Annotated in this window: 12 protein-coding genes; 2 read left to right on the top strand and 10 right to left on the bottom strand. The window is 73.2% G+C overall.

Going from position 1 to position 16,370, the window contains the following annotated elements; all coding sequences use genetic code 11:
- Window positions 1-102: 102 nt before the first annotated feature.
- A complete protein-coding gene (locus CK485_RS06960) occupies window positions 103-399 on the bottom strand; it encodes a hypothetical protein (protein WP_109448093.1) in 297 nt (98 codons plus the stop codon).
- A 67-nt stretch (window positions 400-466) separates the two neighbouring features.
- A complete protein-coding gene (locus CK485_RS06955; protein WP_109448091.1) occupies window positions 467-2,419 on the bottom strand; it encodes a TetM/TetW/TetO/TetS family tetracycline resistance ribosomal protection protein in 1,953 nt (650 codons plus the stop codon).
- Window positions 2,420-2,596: 177 nt separating this feature from the next.
- Between CK485_RS06955 and CK485_RS06950 the strand changes: the two genes are divergently transcribed.
- Window positions 2,597-3,376, top strand: a complete 780-nt coding sequence (locus tag CK485_RS06950; RefSeq protein ID WP_109448516.1) for an SDR family oxidoreductase — start codon at window positions 2,597-2,599, stop codon at window positions 3,374-3,376.
- 72 nt (window positions 3,377-3,448) lie between these two features.
- Here the strand turns inward: CK485_RS06950 and CK485_RS06945 are convergent, their stop codons facing one another.
- The 8 genes from CK485_RS06945 to CK485_RS06910 form a co-directional block, all read right to left on the bottom strand.
- Entirely contained in the window at window positions 3,449-4,267 is an 819-nt protein-coding gene (locus CK485_RS06945; protein WP_109448089.1) for a serine hydrolase, read from the bottom strand.
- Between the two features lie 171 nt (window positions 4,268-4,438).
- Window positions 4,439-5,338, bottom strand: coding sequence for a TIGR03621 family F420-dependent LLM class oxidoreductase (locus tag CK485_RS06940; protein WP_109448087.1), 900 nt, complete (start codon window positions 5,336-5,338; stop codon window positions 4,439-4,441).
- Window positions 5,335-8,415, bottom strand: a complete 3,081-nt coding sequence (locus CK485_RS06935) for a condensation domain-containing protein (RefSeq protein WP_241968186.1) — start codon at window positions 8,413-8,415, stop codon at window positions 5,335-5,337. The genes CK485_RS06940 and CK485_RS06935 overlap by 4 nt, the downstream gene beginning before the upstream one ends.
- The gene (locus CK485_RS06930; RefSeq protein ID WP_158288176.1) at window positions 8,412-10,016 is read right to left on the bottom strand and encodes an amino acid adenylation domain-containing protein; all 1,605 of its coding nucleotides are present in this window, start codon (window positions 10,014-10,016) and stop codon (window positions 8,412-8,414) included. Before CK485_RS06930 ends, CK485_RS06935 begins: the two co-directional genes overlap by 4 nt.
- 17 nt (window positions 10,017-10,033) lie before the next feature.
- Entirely contained in the window at window positions 10,034-10,243 is a 210-nt protein-coding gene (locus CK485_RS06925) for an MbtH family NRPS accessory protein (protein WP_109448083.1), read from the bottom strand.
- 130 nt (window positions 10,244-10,373) lie between these two features.
- Window positions 10,374-11,123 (bottom strand): alpha/beta fold hydrolase, encoded by a 750-nt coding sequence (locus CK485_RS06920; protein ID WP_109448081.1) that lies wholly within the window; start codon window positions 11,121-11,123, stop codon window positions 10,374-10,376.
- Entirely contained in the window at window positions 11,120-14,296 is a 3,177-nt protein-coding gene (locus CK485_RS06915; RefSeq protein ID WP_158288175.1) for a non-ribosomal peptide synthetase, read from the bottom strand. Before CK485_RS06915 ends, CK485_RS06920 begins: the two co-directional genes overlap by 4 nt.
- Window positions 14,274-14,738 carry an acyl carrier protein gene (locus CK485_RS06910; protein WP_109448512.1) on the bottom strand — a complete coding sequence of 155 codons (465 nt, stop codon included), beginning with the start codon at window positions 14,736-14,738 and terminating at the stop codon, window positions 14,274-14,276. Before CK485_RS06910 ends, CK485_RS06915 begins: the two co-directional genes overlap by 23 nt.
- 769 nt (window positions 14,739-15,507) lie before the next feature.
- Between CK485_RS06910 and CK485_RS06905 the strand changes: the two genes are divergently transcribed.
- Window positions 15,508-16,173, top strand: coding sequence for a response regulator transcription factor (locus tag CK485_RS06905; protein WP_241968185.1), 666 nt, complete (start codon window positions 15,508-15,510; stop codon window positions 16,171-16,173).
- The last annotated feature ends 197 nt before the right edge of the window (window positions 16,174-16,370 follow it).

Here is a 16,370-nt window from a genome sequence, read left to right as displayed (position 1 = left end):
GCACGCGCTTCGGGCCACCCGCCCGCACGAACGCGGCCCCCGGCCACCGCCTCGCCCCCCACAGGCGAAGCGGCAGCCGGAAGCCGCGGGCACGTCCCGCTGTCAGACGCGCCCGATGCGGTCCGCCACGAAGTGGCCGACGGCCAGGTAGACCGCCGCCGCGATGCCGTAGTTGAGTAGCGTGCGCAGCCAGCCCGCACGCGGTGTGAACAGGTCGCGCGACCAGCCCGAAAGCCAGTCGGCGGCATTGTGGACCCAGTTGACCAGGTCGTTCGCGCGGTTCGCGTCCAGGAACCACATCACGATCCACACGATCAGGATGAGTGCCGCCGCGTCCGCGACTCCCGCAACCAGACGCGCCGCGCCACTTCCTCCGTATCGGGCTCTGTATCCGGTCATGCCCAACGCCTTGCCGTGCGGGAGGCGTTGAAACCTCAATGCCTCCCGCCCTCAGTGCCGTCCCGCCTCAGTGCCTCCCGTCCAGCGGCCGGTCGCCGTCCGGGCGCGACCACCACACGCCCTCACCGTGCGACAGCCCGGGGAGCCTCCGCTGGGCCTCCGGCGCCGTGCGCGCCGGGATCGCTCCCTCGACCAGCCACGACGACGTACCACCCGAGGTCCGCCGGATCCGCGCACCGAGCCGGCCCAGGCAGGCGGTGACCGGCGCGAGGCAGTCCAGCGGCACGTCGGCCTCGAAGGCGTGGCACGGTTCGTACACCCGCGTTCCCGCCCGCGCCAGCGCCCTTCGCAGCACCAGGCGGGTCACCTCGCGGAAGTCGCCCGCGGTGCTGAGGGGGCCGACGAAGGCAGAACGGACCAGCGTGACGGCGCAGTCGGTCACCGCCCAGCCGCCCGGCCCCTCGCGCAGCCCCGCGTGGACGCTCTCCTCGACGGCACGGTGGAACGCGGGCGGGAGCGCACCGAGTTCGGTCTCGTACCGGAACGCGTTGCCTGAGCCGCGCGTCAGCGGCTCCACCCGCAGTCCCACCGTGGCCCACATGCCGCCCGGGGTGGGAGCACGCCAGGCCATCTCCTCGCACGCCTCGGCGGAACCGGCCGGACGCTCGGTACAGATGATCGCGCTCGGTGCGAAGTCGGCCTCGATGCCGTACTCGCGCACGAGGATCGCGGCGATGATCTCCCTCTGGACCTCGCCGTACAGCAGGACGCGGGTGGTGCCGTCCGGCTCCGCCTCGGCGTGGATGAGCGGATCGCGGTCCGCGAGCTCCAGGAGCGCGGCGTGCAGCCGGGTGGCGGCGCCGGGTGACGGGTGCCGTGGCCTGACGGTGGTCCTGAGCGTCGGCGCGGGCAACAGCGGTGCGTCGCCGCCGAGTTCGTCCCCCGACAACCGGTCACCGGGCCGTACGCCATGCAGGCCGGTGATCCGGCCGATGTTCCCCGCCGTGAGCACCGGTGCCCCGGGCCCGTCGCGGCCGACGACGTGGAGGGAGGTGACACGTCCGGCGTGGCGGCCCGTCGAGCCGTCCGCCTGCCGGCGCAGCAGGGTCACCCGCCGTCGGGGCGCCAACTCGCCCGCGAACAGCCGCAGGTACGCCCGCCGTTCGCCACCGGGACCGCGGTCCACGGCGAAGACCGTCCCCCGTGGCTCGGCGGCGACGTCTGGCCGGGCGGGGACGGCGGGAGCGAGCAGACCGGTCATGCCGTCGACCAGCGCCCCGACGCCCTCGCCACTGAGCGCGGAGCCGCAGTACACGGGGAAGACCCGGGCCCCGGCGACCTGCTCGGCGAGGGCGGCGCGCAGTTCGGCGGCCGTGGGAGGCGGGCCGTCCACCACCCTGGCGAGCAACGCGTCGTCGGTCTCGGCGAGCACGTCTCCCGCGGCCGCGAGCACATCGGGGTCGTCGAGGGACAGCGGCAGGGCGCGGGCCTGCGGCGTGCCGAGCCGTCTCACCCGGGTCATCGCGACGATCCGGGGGACCAGCTTGCGCCGGATGTCGTCGAGCAAACCGGCGTGGCGGGCCCCGGCCCGGTCGATCTTGTTGACGAACAGCAGCGTCGGCAAACCCATGCCGCGCAGGGTCCGCATCAGCAGCCGGGTGTGCGCCTGCACGCCCTCCACCGCGGACACCACGAGCACCGCCGCGTCCAGCACGCCGAGCGCCCGCTCGACCTCGGCGACGAAGTCCGCGTGCCCTGGTGTGTCGATCAGGTTGACCCGGGTGTGGCCCGTGGTGAACGAGACCACGGCGGAGCGCACGGTGATGCCGCGCTGCCGTTCGATGTCCCCGGTGTCGGTCTGGGTGTCGCCGGTGTCGACGCCGCCCAGGCGGTCGATGACGCCGGTGTCGAACAGAAGGCGCTCGGTCAGGCTGGTCTTGCCCGCGTCGACGTGCGCCAGGATGCCGACGTTCAGAGTGTGCTGGACGTCCCCCGTGGGAGGGAGGGAAGGAGTGCGCATGCGTGTGTGAGTCCTCGGAGAGTCACCGTCCGGACGGGGCGCTGGGTGATTCCGTGGAGTCGGCGCATCGCGTTGCTTCCTGCCTGGTGGGGAACGGGTCCTCGGACATCCTGGCAGCCGTCGGGCCGCGCGCAACCGAATATCGCGCCGCGCGAACCGCCGTCTAGGGTGGCCGTCATGACGCCGCAGACGTATCTGACGCAGTTGTTCTCCCTGGACGGCCGGGTGGCCGTGGTGACCGGCGGCAGCTCCGGCATCGGCCGGGCGATCGCCGGCGCGCTGTCCCGGGCGGGCGCCCGCGTCGTGATCGTGGCCCGGAAGAAGGACGAACTCGCCTCCGTGACACAGGAGTTGAAGGCCGACGGCGGTGAGGCGGCATGGGTGAGCGCCGACCTGGCCGACCGCGACGGCGTGCGCGACGCGGCGCGGGAGGCGGCCGCGGTGTTCGGGGAGCCCGACATCCTGGTCAACAGCGCGGGGATCAACCTGCGCCCGCCGATGGGCGACCTGGACGACGCCACGTGGGACACCACGATGGCCGTGAACCTCACCGCGCCCTACCTGCTCGGGCAGTGCTTCGGCCCGGGCATGGCGCGGCGCGGCTTCGGCCGCCTCATCCACATCTCCTCGCAGCAGGCGCACCGCGCGTTCGTCGACAGCGGCGCCTACGGGGTGTCCAAGGGCGGGCTCGAGTCGCTGGCCCGCTCGCAGGCCGAGGCGTGGTCCCCGTACGGCGTGACGAGCAACACGCTCGTGCCCGGCTTCGTGATGACGCCCCTCAACGCCCGGCTCTCGTCCGACCCGGACCGGGTGGAGGCGCTCGCCCGGCGCACGCTCGTGGGCCGCAACGGCGTGGCGGAGGACTTCGCGGGCGCCGCGGTCTTCCTCGCCTCGGCCGCCTCCGCCTACGTCACCGGCCAGGCCCTCTTCGTGGACGGCGGCTTCTCCGTGCACTGAGGGCGGACCGCCGAAGCGGGCGGCGGGCGTACAGGGGACCGGCGACCCCGTCGGGGAAGCGAGCGCCGAAGATCAGTCCACCGCTTCGGCCGCCGCCCGGGCCGTGGTCTCCACCAGGGAGATGCCCGCCTGCTGGGACGGCTGGCCGTCGCTGAGCACGGCGATGAGCAGGCGGTGGCCGCCATGCCGTACCTCGCCCACGCTGTTGACCACCCACAGGCCGTCGCCGCTGCGCGGCAGCCAGCCGTTCTTCAGCCCGCTCACGGTGCCGGGATCGGCCGCCGCGCTCACGCCCCACCGCTGGTCGGCGCGCACCGCACGCATCAGCGACACGGCGTACTGGCGGGACGAAGCGGTCAGCGGCGAGGCCGGTGTCATGATCGCCGCGAGCAGTCGCAGCTGGTCGTCGGCGGTGGTCGTGGTCAGGCCCCACGCAGGTCCTGTCCCGGCGGTGGTCGAGCGCAGCCCCAGCGCCTGATTGGTCCGGGTCACCGCGGCGGCGCCGAGTTCGCTCCACAGCGTGCTCGCGGCGTCGTTGTCGCTGTCCTGGATCATCAGGCCGCACAGCTGCCGCTCCCGGTCGGTGAGCGGCCGGTGCCGTTCCTGCGCCTGGAGCAGCAGCGTGACGAGGATGTCGACCTTGACGACGCTCGCGGAGACGAAGCGGTGGCCGTCGGCCGTCGAGTACCGGCCGCTGACGCCGGTGTCGAGGTCGCGGACGGCGACCGACAGCCGTCCGGTGCCCGAACCCGCCGGCTGTCCCGTCGCGCCGGAGACCATCGAGGCCACGTCAGCGTTCGCGTCGGCCGTGGAATGCATGGCCGCGACGATACGCCCTGCGGCCAGCACCGCGACCAGGGAGAGCACCGCACCGACCGTACGGACCCGCATGCGCCGCCGTCCCCTCGTTCCCGTACCGCCCGCCCGGCGGACGCGGCCCGGCCCGCCGGGCACCCGGGAACCGCACCGCACTCCGCCCAAGGGCCTCGGGACCGGCATACCCCGTACGAAGGCCCGGATCAATACGCGATGCGGGTGAAGCGTCCTGGCCGCCGCGTCCCGTCACCGCCCTCGCAGCAGTCCGATCACCGGTGCGAACGCGGCCATGTCCCGCTCGTGCACGCACACGTACGAGAAGCCGTACCGCTCCCTGCGCTCCAGCAGCGCGGCGGCGATCTGCCGCTCGCTGCCGACCAGCAGGGTGGGCACCTCGACGATCTGCTGGGCCGTCAGGTACGGCAGGCGCCTGCGCATCGTCTCCGCGGTGCCCGACCGGTCGGGCGTCACCACGACCGTCTGCACGAGGATGTTGCGTTCCGTGCGCGCCCCGCGCTCGCCCGCCTCCCGCTCGAAGTAGCCCACCCGTTCGGCCATGGCGTCCGCGTCGATCAGTCGCAGCGTGCCGCGAGCCGAGCCGGGCGCGAGGACGGCACCGGCGAACGACACGATGTCCGCGTGGCGGGCGGCGAGCCGCAGCACCCGGTCGCCGTTGCCACCGATCAGCACCGGCAGCCGGGCGGGCGGCTCGGTGAAGCCCAGCGGACGCGGGTCGGCGAACAGGGCACGCAGACTGGTGACGGTGTCCTCGAGCCGGTCCACCCGGCTGCCCGCGCTGCCCCACTCCACCCCTGCGGTGTCGAACTCCGAGCGCACGTAGCCGGTGCCGACGCCCACCTCGACGCGGCCGCCGGTCAGCGCCTCGGCGGACAGCGCCTCGCGGGCCAGCAGGACCGGGTTCCACAAGGCGCTGTTGAGGACGTACGTGGTCACGCGCGCCCGCTGCGTCGCGTGCGCCGCGGCGACCATCGCGGTGAACGGCGCCTGCACTCCCAGGTGGTCGGGGACGGCGATGACGTCGAACCCGTGGCGCTCGGCGGCGCGGCACCGGTCAGCCCACTCAGGGCCACGGGAGGCGACCGGCGAGAGATTGACGCCGAAACGGAAGGGGGTGGCCGGACTCACTCGGTGCTCCTCGCCGGAAGGGAAGGTGTCGGGTCGGTGGGGGCAGCGGCGTCCGCGTCACCGGAACCGGCCGCGCCGGGGCGGGAGTTCCACACGGTCCGCGTGAGCAGACCGGGGAACCGGCCGATGACGGCGGCGAGTTCGTCCGCCAGCGCGTGCGCGTCGGCGGCGCCGACCACATCGCCCCGGAAGGCCAGGTCGCCGCGCGTCCCGTCCGCTCCCCGGGTGAAGGTGACGGTGAGGCCGAACTTGGCGGCCTCGTCGCTGTGCATGGCTTCGAGCGGCACCAGCCGCGCGCTGCCCAGGTCCGCCGACCAGTCGGCCATGCTCACGTTGTTCAGCACGCAGTCGACGTACGGCGCGCGTCCGGGCCTGCGTCGAGGGCGCAGCCGTCCCACGACTTCCTCGAACGGCGCGTGCCGGTGCTCGAAGGCGTTGAGCACCTCGTCCCTCATCGCCCCCAGCAGATCCCCGAAGGTCGTCTCCGGCGCACAACGCGACCGCAGGACAACGGTGTTGAGGCTTGGTCCGAGCACGTCGCCCGCGCTCCGCCCGGCGCGGTCGGCGACCGGGACGCCGAAGGTGAGGTCCGCCGCGCCCGACGCGCGGTGCAGCACCGCCGCGAGCGCCGCGGCGTGCACCGCGAACGCCGTGGTCCGCCGGCGCGAGCCGAGCGCCTCGGCCTTCACCGCCGCGTCGGGCGCGAGAGGCAACGAGAGGGTGCCGGACGGCTCGGCGACGTCGGGCGCGGGCAGGTCCAGTGCGGCCGGGGCGTCGCGCAGGTGCTCCTGCCAGTACGCCAGATCGGCCTCGGCCCTCGCCCGGCCGGTTCCGGTGCGCTGGGCGCGGACCAGGTCGCGGTACTGGCCGCCGGCCTCGGGCGGCGGTGAGCCGGGAGCGGCCGCGTGCCGGTAGCAGCGCTCCAGCTCCCGCACCAGCAGGGGCACCGACTCGCCGTCCAGGACCAGGTGGTGGACGCACAGGGCGAGCACCGGATCGCCGTCCGGCGAACCGACCACAGCGGCGGCCAGCAGTCTCCCCTCGCCGGGCACGAACCCGGTGGCGGCGGTGTCGGACCACTTGCGCAGCCACTGCCGCCGCGCCTCGTCGCCCGACTCGGCCACCTCGGCGAACTCCACCTCGGGCTCCCACGCGTCGCCGACCTCGTGGTGGAGGCGGCCGTCGCGGTCCACGAAGCGGGTGCGCAGGATCTCGTGGCGTTCCACGAGCAGCGCCAGCGCCGACCGCAGCGCGTCCGGGTCCAGGGTGCCGCGCACGTGCCAGAAGAGCGGGATGTGGTAGCGCGCATGGGCCGGGTCGAGGCGTTCGGCCAGCCAGATGCTCTCCTGGAAACCCGACGCGGGGAAGAGCGGGCCCCATCCGTCCTCGTCCGCCCCGGCCGCCCCCTCCGCCGCCGGGGCGATCCGCGCGGCGAGGCGGCCTTCGGCCACCCCGGCGAGAGCGCCCAGTCGGGGGTGGGCGAACAGGTCGCGCATCGTCAGCTCGACGCCGAGGCGGTCGGTGATCCGGCCGAGCAGCGTGGCGGCGAGCAGGGAGTGGCCGCCGAGTTCGAAGAACGACTCGTCGGGGGTCAGGTCGTCGATGCCGAGCACGTCGCTCCACACGGCGGCCATGGCGTCCAGCGTCGAGGGCGTCGCCTCGCACGGAGCGCCGCCGCCGTCCGCCGAAGTGCTGTCGGAGGCATCGGGGGCTTCCGGGCAGGCCGCCGACGTGACCGGAGTCAGCAGGGCGCCGATGTCGGCGAGGGTGCGCCGGGGGTCTGCCGGCATGTCGCTCAGCACGGCGTGGTAGTCCCGTGCCAGTGACGCGATCCGGTCGGCCCCGACCGTGCCGGACGGGTCCTTCCACAGCATCCGGCTGCCGGTGCTGCCCTCGGCGAGCATGACCGTGAGCCGGTAGTCCGCCACGTCCGTCAGGTCGAGCATGCTCAGCCCGCACCGCGTGCCCTCGTGGGCGAGGGCGAAGTCGAAGACGTCCACACCGGTCTCGCTCGCGGTGTTCCAGTACTCGAAGACCACCTGGTGCGTGGTGTGCCGGGCGCGCGGTCCCACCAGGCCCGCGGTGCGCAGGATCGCGGGCAGCGGCAGTGTCCCGTGCGCCAGCGACTCCCGTACGACCGACCGCAGTTCGCGTACGACGCGCTCGTAGGTGTCACTCGCGCGCATCCGCAGCCGGAACGGCAGGACGTTGACGAAGAAGCCGACCCGCCCGGCCAGCGCCTGGTCCGAACGCCCGTGGTACGGCGCCGAGATGATCAGGTCGTCACCGCCGGTGTGGTGCCGCAGGACGACGAAGAGCGCCGCGAACGCCACGGTGAAACGGGAGACGCCCAGCGCGTCGGCGAGCCGCGCCACGCCGGCGGCCGTCTCAGGTTCGAGCGCCAGGGGCCATGTGACCGGCTCTGCCGACCCGTTCGCGTCCGGTGCCGCCAGCAGGCCGTCCTCCGGCGCGTCCCTCAACGCCTGCCGCCAGAACGCGCGCAGCGGCTCGCCCGCGTCCCCCTCGGCTGCCTCACGCGATCGGGCGGCGTGGGCGACCAGCGGCGCGGGGTCCTCGGGCCCGCCGATGTCCTCGCCCGCGTAGGCCCGTCGCAGGTCGTCCAGGAGAAGGGGGATCGACGTGCCGTCCAGCACGATGTGGTGCACGGTCAGGAGCAGGACGGTGTATCCGGGACCCTCAAGCACCTCGACCCGGGCCAGCGGTCCCGCGGTGAGGTCGAACGGTGCCCGTGCCGCCGTGATCGCTGCGTCCCGCTCACCGCTGACGGCACGCACGCGGACCCCGACGGCCGCCACGGGAGCGCCGTCCCAGGTGAGGCGCGGGTCTTCCGGGGCGTCCGACACCCGTGCGCGCAGCGCCGGATGGCGGCGGACCACCGCGTCGACGGCGGCACGCAGCCGCTCGACGTCCAGCGCGCCGGTGACCTGGAAGGCGAGCGGGATGATGTGCTCCCACTTACCCGGGTCCATCCGCCAGGTCACCCACATCGCCTCCTGGGTGGCGGACAGCGGCAGGCTGCCGGGCGCTTCGGTGGCGGTGCGCGGGTCGTCGTTCACGCGATCCCTCCCGAGGGGCGCCGGGTCAGCCGTTCGGCGAGGGCGCGCTTGTCGGTCTTGCCGGACGGGCTGAGCGGCATCTGCGCCACGGCGACGAACCGCCCGGGCACCATGAACGCGGGGAGCACCGCCCGCGCCCGGGCAGCGAGCCGCTGCGGCAGTCCCTCCGCCGGTCCGTCGCCCCCGCCGCCGGGGGTGGTGGTGTAGAACGCCACGAGCATGCGCTCGCCGATGCGGCTGGTGGCAGCGACCACCACGACGTCGGCCACGCCCGGCGTGCCGCGCAGCGCGGTCTCCACCTCGCCGGTCTCGATGCGGTATCCGTTGATCTTCACCTGGTCGTCGGCGCGGCCCGCGTACTCCAGGGTGCCGTCGTGGCGCGCGGTCGCCAGGTCGCCGGTGCGGTAGTAGCGGCGCGGTTCGCGGCCGGGCAGGGTGAGCGTGGGATAGCGCTCGGCGGTCAGCTCGGGCCGGTCCAGGTAGCCGAGGGCCAACTGCGGGCCCGCGAGGTGGATCTCGCCCATCTGCCCCGGCTCCGCGACCTTGCCCTCGTCGGTCAGCAGCACCAGCTCGAAGCCGTCGAGCGGCACTCCGATGTTGAGCGCAGGGTCCGGCGCCGGGTCGGGCGACTCGCTCTGCGCCTCGGGGGCGGGAGTGCCGTCGATCTCGTGCGCGAGGAGCCGGCGGAAGGTGGAGAAGACCGTGGTCTCGGTGATCCCGTACATGTTGACGAACTCCGCGGCGGGCCCGTGCGTCCGGCGCCACGCCCGGACCGCCTCCACATCGACCGTCTCGCCGCCGAAGACGACGTACCGCACCGCGAGCGCCTCGTCCGCGCTCGCCCGCGACAGGTAGCGGAACACCGACGGCACCTGGTTGAGGACGGTCACCCGCCGCTCGCGCAGCAGGGCGAGCGTCGCCTCGGGGGAGCGGGCCACGTCGGCGGGGACCACGACCAGCGTGGCGCCGTGCGAGAGCGCGCCCCACATCTCCCACACGGAGAAGTCGAAGCAGTACGAATGGAAGAGCGTCCACACGTCGTCCTCGCCGGTGTCGAGGACCTTCTCGCAGGACTCCAGCAGCGCGGTGACGTTGCGGTGCGAGACCACGACGCCCTTGGGCCGGCCGCTCGAACCGGAGGTGTAGATGACGTAGGCGGGCTCGTCCGGGGTCACGGCCACCTCCCCGGCGCCCGGTGCATCGTCCCGCCACAGGGCCGGGCCCAGCGGCAGCACCCGCCCGGCGTCCGGCAGTACGGCCGGATCGGCGTCGTGGTCCGTCAGCACCAGGTCCACCGCAGCGTCCCGGGCCATGTACCGCACCCGGTCGGCCGGGTAGGACGGGTCGAGCGGCACGTAGGCGCACCCGGCGCGCAGCACCGCCAGGACGCAGACCACGACGTCGTTGCCGCGTCGCAGACACAGGCCGACGCGGGCGCCCGGCCCTGGGACCTCGCGCAGGATCGCGGCGGCCAGGCGGTCGGCCCGGTCGGCGAGTTGACGGTAGGTCAGCTCTTCCCGGCCGTCGGTGACCGCGGGTGCGTCCGGGCGCAGCTCGGCCTGACGCGCGAACACCTCGTAGAGGCTCAGCTGTGACAACACGGTGCCGGTCCCTTCCCTCACGCGGCCGAGGGGTCCTGCGGCCGCAGGCTCAGCGGACGCATGTCGGTCCACACCCGGCCGATGTGGTCGAGGCACTCCTGCTTGACCCCGGTCACCCCCACCGGCTCCCAGCCGACGGGCGCCGGCCGGTCCTCGGGCCAGATGGAGTACTGGTGCTCGTGGTTGCGCACCACGGCGTAGCGGCGGTCGTCGCCGTCCTCGAACATGACACCAACGTCCTTTCTCAACACGGTCGTTCGCTGGGTTGCGGAATGCGGAATGCGGAATGCGGAATGCGGAATGTGGGATGGGGAATGCGGGATGGGGCGGGCGCTTCGGGGCTCCGGGGCCCCGGTGTCAGACGTGTCGCAGGAGGCGCGCGCCGATCAGCGACAGCAGTTCCGCGCGACTCGGCCCCTCGTGGAAGAAGTGGTCTCCGGGCAGCATGCGCAGCGTGAACTCCGCGGTGGTGTGCGTGCGCCACTGTGCAAGCTCCGCCTCGCAGACGGTGGCGTCCCCGGTACCGCCGAACACACTGACGGGGAGGGAGAGGGGCTCCCGTTCCCGGTGGCGGTAGGTGTAGTCCACCTCGAAGTCCGCACGCATCGCCGGTTCCGCGAGGCGTACGAGGTCGGGCCGGGCCAGCACACCGGCGGGCGTGCCGCCGAGCCCCGCCATCACCGTCATCAACTGCTCGGTGGGCAGACGATGGTAGGCCAGACCGGCGCTGCCCAGCCGTGGCGGCCGGTGCGCGGCCACCATCAGCTCGCGCAGCTGCCCGTCGGCACCGGCGTCCCGCAGGCGGCATGCCATCTCGTAGCCGACCAGCGACCCGAGGCTGTGCCCGAACACCACGGTCGGGCGATCGAGTTCGGCGACGACCGCCTCCGCCAGCGCGTCGGCCAGCGGGTCCATCGCGGTGAACGGCGTCTCCCGCAGCCGTCCGGCTCGTCCCGGCAACTGCACGGCGCAGACCTCGACGTCGTCCGGCAACTCACCGGCCCACGAACGGTACATCGCCGCCGCCGAACCCGCGCCGGGCAGGCACAGCAACCGCAGCCGCGCGCCGGGGCGCGGCGGGAAGCGCAGCAGCCACGGGTTCCTCACCGCGACCCTCCCGGGGCCGCCGCCGTGCGGGCCTGCGGGCGCAACAACGCGGCGAGTTCGGCGATGGTCGGGTGGTGGAAGACATCGCTGACGGTGAGCGTCCACCCGGCCTCGCGCGCCCGGTGCACCACCTGAATGCTGCGCAACGAGTCGCCGCCCGCCTCGAAGAAGTCCTCCTCCACTCCCGGCTCCGGCCGCCCCAGCACCTGCGCCCAGATGGCGGCGAGTTCGCGTTCCACCTCGTCGCGCGGGGCGCCGCCCCGGTCCGCGGCGCAGTGCGCCTCGGGTGCCGGCAGCGCCGCACGGTCCACCTTGCCGCTGGCGCCCAGGGGGAACGCGGGCAACACGATCACATGGCTCGGAACCATGTAGCGGGGCAACTGGTCACGCAGGTGGTCGCGGATCGCCTCGACCACAGCGTCGTGGTCGCCCGCGCCGTCGGCGAGGGTGACGTATGCGGTGAGGGTGGGTTCGTTGTGGGGTGTGGTGGTTGTGGTGGTGATGGCGTCGTGGATGGTGGGGTGGTCGCGGAGGGTGTTTTCTATTTCTCCGGGTTCGAGGCGGAAGCCGCGGATTTTGAGTTGGTGGTCGTTGCGTCCGAGGTAGTCGAGGGTGGTGTTGGTGTTCCAGCGGACGAGGTCGCCGGTGCGGTAGAGGCGTTGTCCTGGTGTGGTGGTGTGGGGGTGGGGGATGAAGCGGTCGGCGGTGAGGTCGGGTCGGGTGAGGTAGCCGCGGGCGAGTTGGGTGCCGCCGAGGTAGAGCTCGCCGGGTACGCCGATGGGTACGGGGCGCAGGTCGGCGTCGAGTACGTAGACCTCCACACCGGGCAACGGACGCCCGATGTCCGGCAGGCCTGCCGAGGGCTGGGCGTCACCGGATACCGTGCCCGAGGTGGCGACCACCGTGCCTTCGGTCGGCCCGTAGTTGTTGACCAGGCGGAACGGCCAGGACCGCCGCTCAGGGGCACGCAGCCGGTCGCCGCCGGTGAGCACGGTACGCGGCGCGCCGTCCGGCCAGGGCGCCCGCGCCATCCCCTCGATGAGCGGTGTCGGCACGAAGCAGCTGGTCACCCGGCGCTCGACCAGCCAGCGCGTCAGATCGCCGGGGGACAGCACGGTCTGAGCGTCGGGCACCTCCAGCGTGGCGCCCGCGGTCAGCGCCGACCAGATCTCCCACGCCGACGCGTCGAAGCCGGGCGCCGCGATCATGGTCGCACGGTCGTCGGGCCCGAGGCCGAACTCGTCGTGGTGCCAGGCCACCAGGTTGGCGAGCGCGCGGTGCTCGACCATCACGCCCTTGGGGCGCCCGGTCGACCCGGAGGTGTAGATGACGTAGGCGAGATCGGACAGAGTGTTCGCTGATGCCACGTCATGACCGGTCATTCTCAGGCCGGTTGAGGTCTGATCGACGTTCACCATCGCGCCGCTGACGAGGTGGGCGTGCGCGCTGCCGGTCACCGTGCACAGCGGCTGGGCCTCGTCCAGGATCGCGTGCAGGCGGGACGGGGGATGGCCCGGGTCGAGCGGCACGTACGCGGCTCCGCTGCGCAGTACTCCGAGGACGGCCACGGCCAGGTCCGCGCCGCGCGGCAGACACACGGCGACCAGCCGCTCCGGCCCCGCCCCCCGCGCGCGCAACGCCGCCGCCAACGCCTCCGCCCTGACGTCGAGTTCACCGTACGACAGCTCGACTCCCGCCTGCCGTACGGCGATCGCCTCGGGCCTGTCGGCCGCGCGGCGCCGCACCGTCCGGTCGACGCGTTCCGCGCCGGGAGCGGGCGGGCGCGTTCCGCCGGACAGCAGCACGCGTTCCTCGCGGCGCCCGAGGACCGGTAGCGCCGAGACGGGGGTGTCGGGCGCGGCGACGGCGGCCGACAGCAGACGCAGGTAGCGCTCGCCCAGGAGAGCGGCGGTGCGGGCGTCGAACAGGTCGGCGCGGTAGCCGGTGAAGCCCTCGATCCGCCCGGCTCCCCAGGCCATGTGCAGGGTGAGTTCGAACTTCGCGGTCTCGGTGCGCAACGGCACCGGGGAGGACGCCAGACCCGGCAGCGCCGACCCCTCATCCAAGGTGTCCTCGTAGGTGAACGCGGCCTGGAACACCGGGTGGCGCGACGTCAGGCGCTCGGGCTGCAATTCCTCGACCACCTGCTGGAACGGCAGGTCCTGGTACTCGTGCCCGGCGAGGAAGGTGTCGCGGACGTGGTGCAGCAGCGCCCCGAACGTCATGCCGGGGGCCACGCGCACCCGCACCGGCAGCATGTTGACGAAGAGCCCGACGACGTCCTCGACCTCCAGCGTCGTGCGCCCGCTTACCGGCACGCCCACCACGACCTCCTCGGACGAGGACAGCCGCGACAGCAGTGCCGCGTAGCAGCCGAGCAGGACCACGAAGCGCGTCACGCGAAGCCGCTTCGCCAACGCCTGGATCTCCTGTCCGAGTTGGGGCGAGACCAGGAACGGCGCGCTGTCACCGGTGTGATCGGCGACAGCCGGGTGCGGCCGATCGGTGGGCATCGTCAGCTGGGACGGCGCGTCGGCCAGCTGCCGACGCCAGTAGGCCAGGGCTTCGGCCCTGCGCGGGCCGTCGAGCATCCGCCGCTCGGCCGCCACGTAGTCCTCGTACGCGTGCGGCGGGTCCGGCAGCGGATCGGGCGCCCCGTCGCGCCGCGCCGCGTACAGTGTCGCGATCTCGCGCTCCACGATGCCGAGCGACCAGCCGTCGACCACGATGTGGTGGAAGGCGAGCAGCAGGATGTGGTCCTCCTCGGCGAGCCGGATCAGCCGCGCCCTGAACACCGGCCCACCGGCCAGGTCGAACGGCTCCAGCGCGGCCCGGTTCACCTCCTCGTCGGCCGCCGCCGGGCGGGCCGTCGCGGGCAGGTCCGTGAGATCGGTGCGGGCCAGCGGCACCTCGGCCCGCGCCGCGATCCGCATCACCGGGCGACCGTCCACGACGGGATAAGTGGCTCGCAGCGCGTCATGGCGCTCGACCAGCCGCCCGATCGCCCACTCCAGCGCGGCGACGTCCAGCGTGCCGCGCAGCCGAGTGGCCCTGGGGACGTTGTACTCGCTGCCCTGGGGCCGCAGTTGCCAGAAGAACCACAGCCGCTGCTGCGCCGAGGCCAGCGGTGACACCCGCTCGCCGCCCACCTCAGCGCCCGTCCCGCTCGGCACGGTCACCACCGGCCCGCGCCGGGGCCATGGCGGCGGTCACCGCGTAGGCCGACAACTCGGCGATGGTCGGGCACTCGAAGAACGCGGCGAGCGGCACCTCGACCCGCAGCGCCTCGCGCATCCGGGAGATCACCTGGGAGGCGGCGAGCGAGTGACCGCCCAGCTCGAAGAAGTCGTCGTCGGGACGCAGATCGTCGACGCGCAGGACCTGCTCCCAGATCCGGGTGACCACGGGCCGCACCGCGTCGTACGAGAGCCGTCCCGGGCCCGGGCCGGCCTGCGTTCCGGCGAGGGTGGGCCGGCCGGACGGCGCGGCGTGCGGGGCCGCGAGGGAGGAGTGGGTTGCGCCGCTGTCCGGTGCGCCGCCGCGGCGGCTGTCCGGCTCGCGGAGCGGTGCGCGGCCGGCGGCATCGCCGTGCGCGGTCTGCCCGTTGGACCTCATGGGTGCAGGCTTCCTCTCTGCCCGGTCCTCGCCGGAACCCCGGCGGGTCTCCCCGGGGCATCGCTCCGCCCGGTGCGTGCCGCTACGCGCGTCACACAGAGGCGAGGGGGTCGGGGGCCGGGATCGATTGCGAAGGAGATGGTCGGCGACTCGTCAGGTTCCGGAGGACGTCCGGTACGACGGGCGGCCCGGGCGGCGACGGTTCGCCGGTCCATTCGACGCGGGGCCCTCCGCGGAATCATTCGGCGGAAGGCCAAGGCGCTCGGGCACGTGGTGCTCTCATTTCGGTGGCGCGTGGTCAATGCGTGGGGGGCGACGGAAATCGCCCTCGGGCTTCCGTGCCGTTACCAAAGGTGTACGGCCCAACCGGTCGGCTTTGCAAGGCGTCCTGCCCATTGGGGAGAAGCAGACTGCACGATGGGGCAGCCGTGGAACCGGACAAGGTTCACGCAGGTCAATGCCCATGCAGGGGATGTATGTCAGCTGAATCGCAACCGCCGCGCGGGTTACGGAACGGGAGCGGGAGTGGCTGTCGGGGAAGTACCGGGAAGGTCCGGGTAACTGGCGGGGAAGTGTCGGCGAAGCGCCCGGAGAATGGCAGAACTTGCGCGTTCTTCAAGATCATCCTAGCCTTCCCGGCGGGAGCCGACAGCGCTCTTCCGGGCCGTTCGCAATGAAGTGACCCTTCAACGCGATGACGTCGCCGCGGGCTTGAGTGAATGGGTGTGGCCATTGTCACTCAACGGAATTACCCTCTTAAGGAACCATCTTGATACGAGAGTTCGTCCAGGATGTGTCGGCGAAGTCCGCGACCCTCGCGGTGGCCGTGCTGGCCAACGACCCGGTCACCGCCGAAGGCGCCGTCTCCTGGCTGTCGGCGTGCCAGGAGCTGACCGCCGTCCACTGGGCGCACCGTCAGCCGGCCGACGTCCTGGCCGTGTTCGCCACCGAGGTCACCGGGGACACCCTGACCCGGGTCGAGCGCGTACAGCGCGACCAGCCGGGCTGCCCGCTGCCGGTGGTCATGATCGCCAACGAATTACCCGAACACCATCTGCTGCGGGCGATCGACCTCGGTCTGGTGAGCTTCCTCTACCGGCAGGACAGCGGTTTCGACGAGGTCAGGAGGGCTGTCGCGGAGGCCGCCGAGGGCCCTGAGCCGGGCCGGCGTTTCCAGCAGGCGCTGATCAACCAGATCAAGACCGTCAGGGACAGTGTGCTGCTGCCGCACGGCATCAACGTCGCGGGGCTCTCACCCCGGGAGATCAAGGTGCTGCGCCTGCTCGCCGACGGATGGAGTACCCGCCACATCGCCGCCCGTCTCAGCTACTCGGAACGCACCGTCAAGAGCATCGTGCACAGCGTCGTGACCCGGTTGAACCTGCGCAACCGCACGCACGCGGTGGTGTACGCGCTCCGCGCCGGGGTGCTGTGAGCCGCGTGGCCCCGTGCCGGGCCGTCGTGGGACTCGGTGGCCGCGAACGGCCGGGCCACGGCGACCGCTTGACACGTCCCGCGGGCTGAACGTCATCGCCTGGGTCGCCCCGCCGGGTCGCGCAGCGGTGGACTGCGGTGGTGGACGCGGCGGGAGACTCGGCCGTGGACTTGGCGGCCCCAAGGGCTCGGGCCGCC

The organism is Streptomyces sp. ICBB 8177 (assembly GCF_003144095.1).
In the GTDB taxonomy this organism is placed as follows: domain Bacteria; phylum Actinomycetota; class Actinomycetes; order Streptomycetales; family Streptomycetaceae; genus Streptantibioticus_D.
Note: the sequence above shows the minus strand (reverse complement) of the source record. Positions and strands in the feature narration are given on the sequence as shown.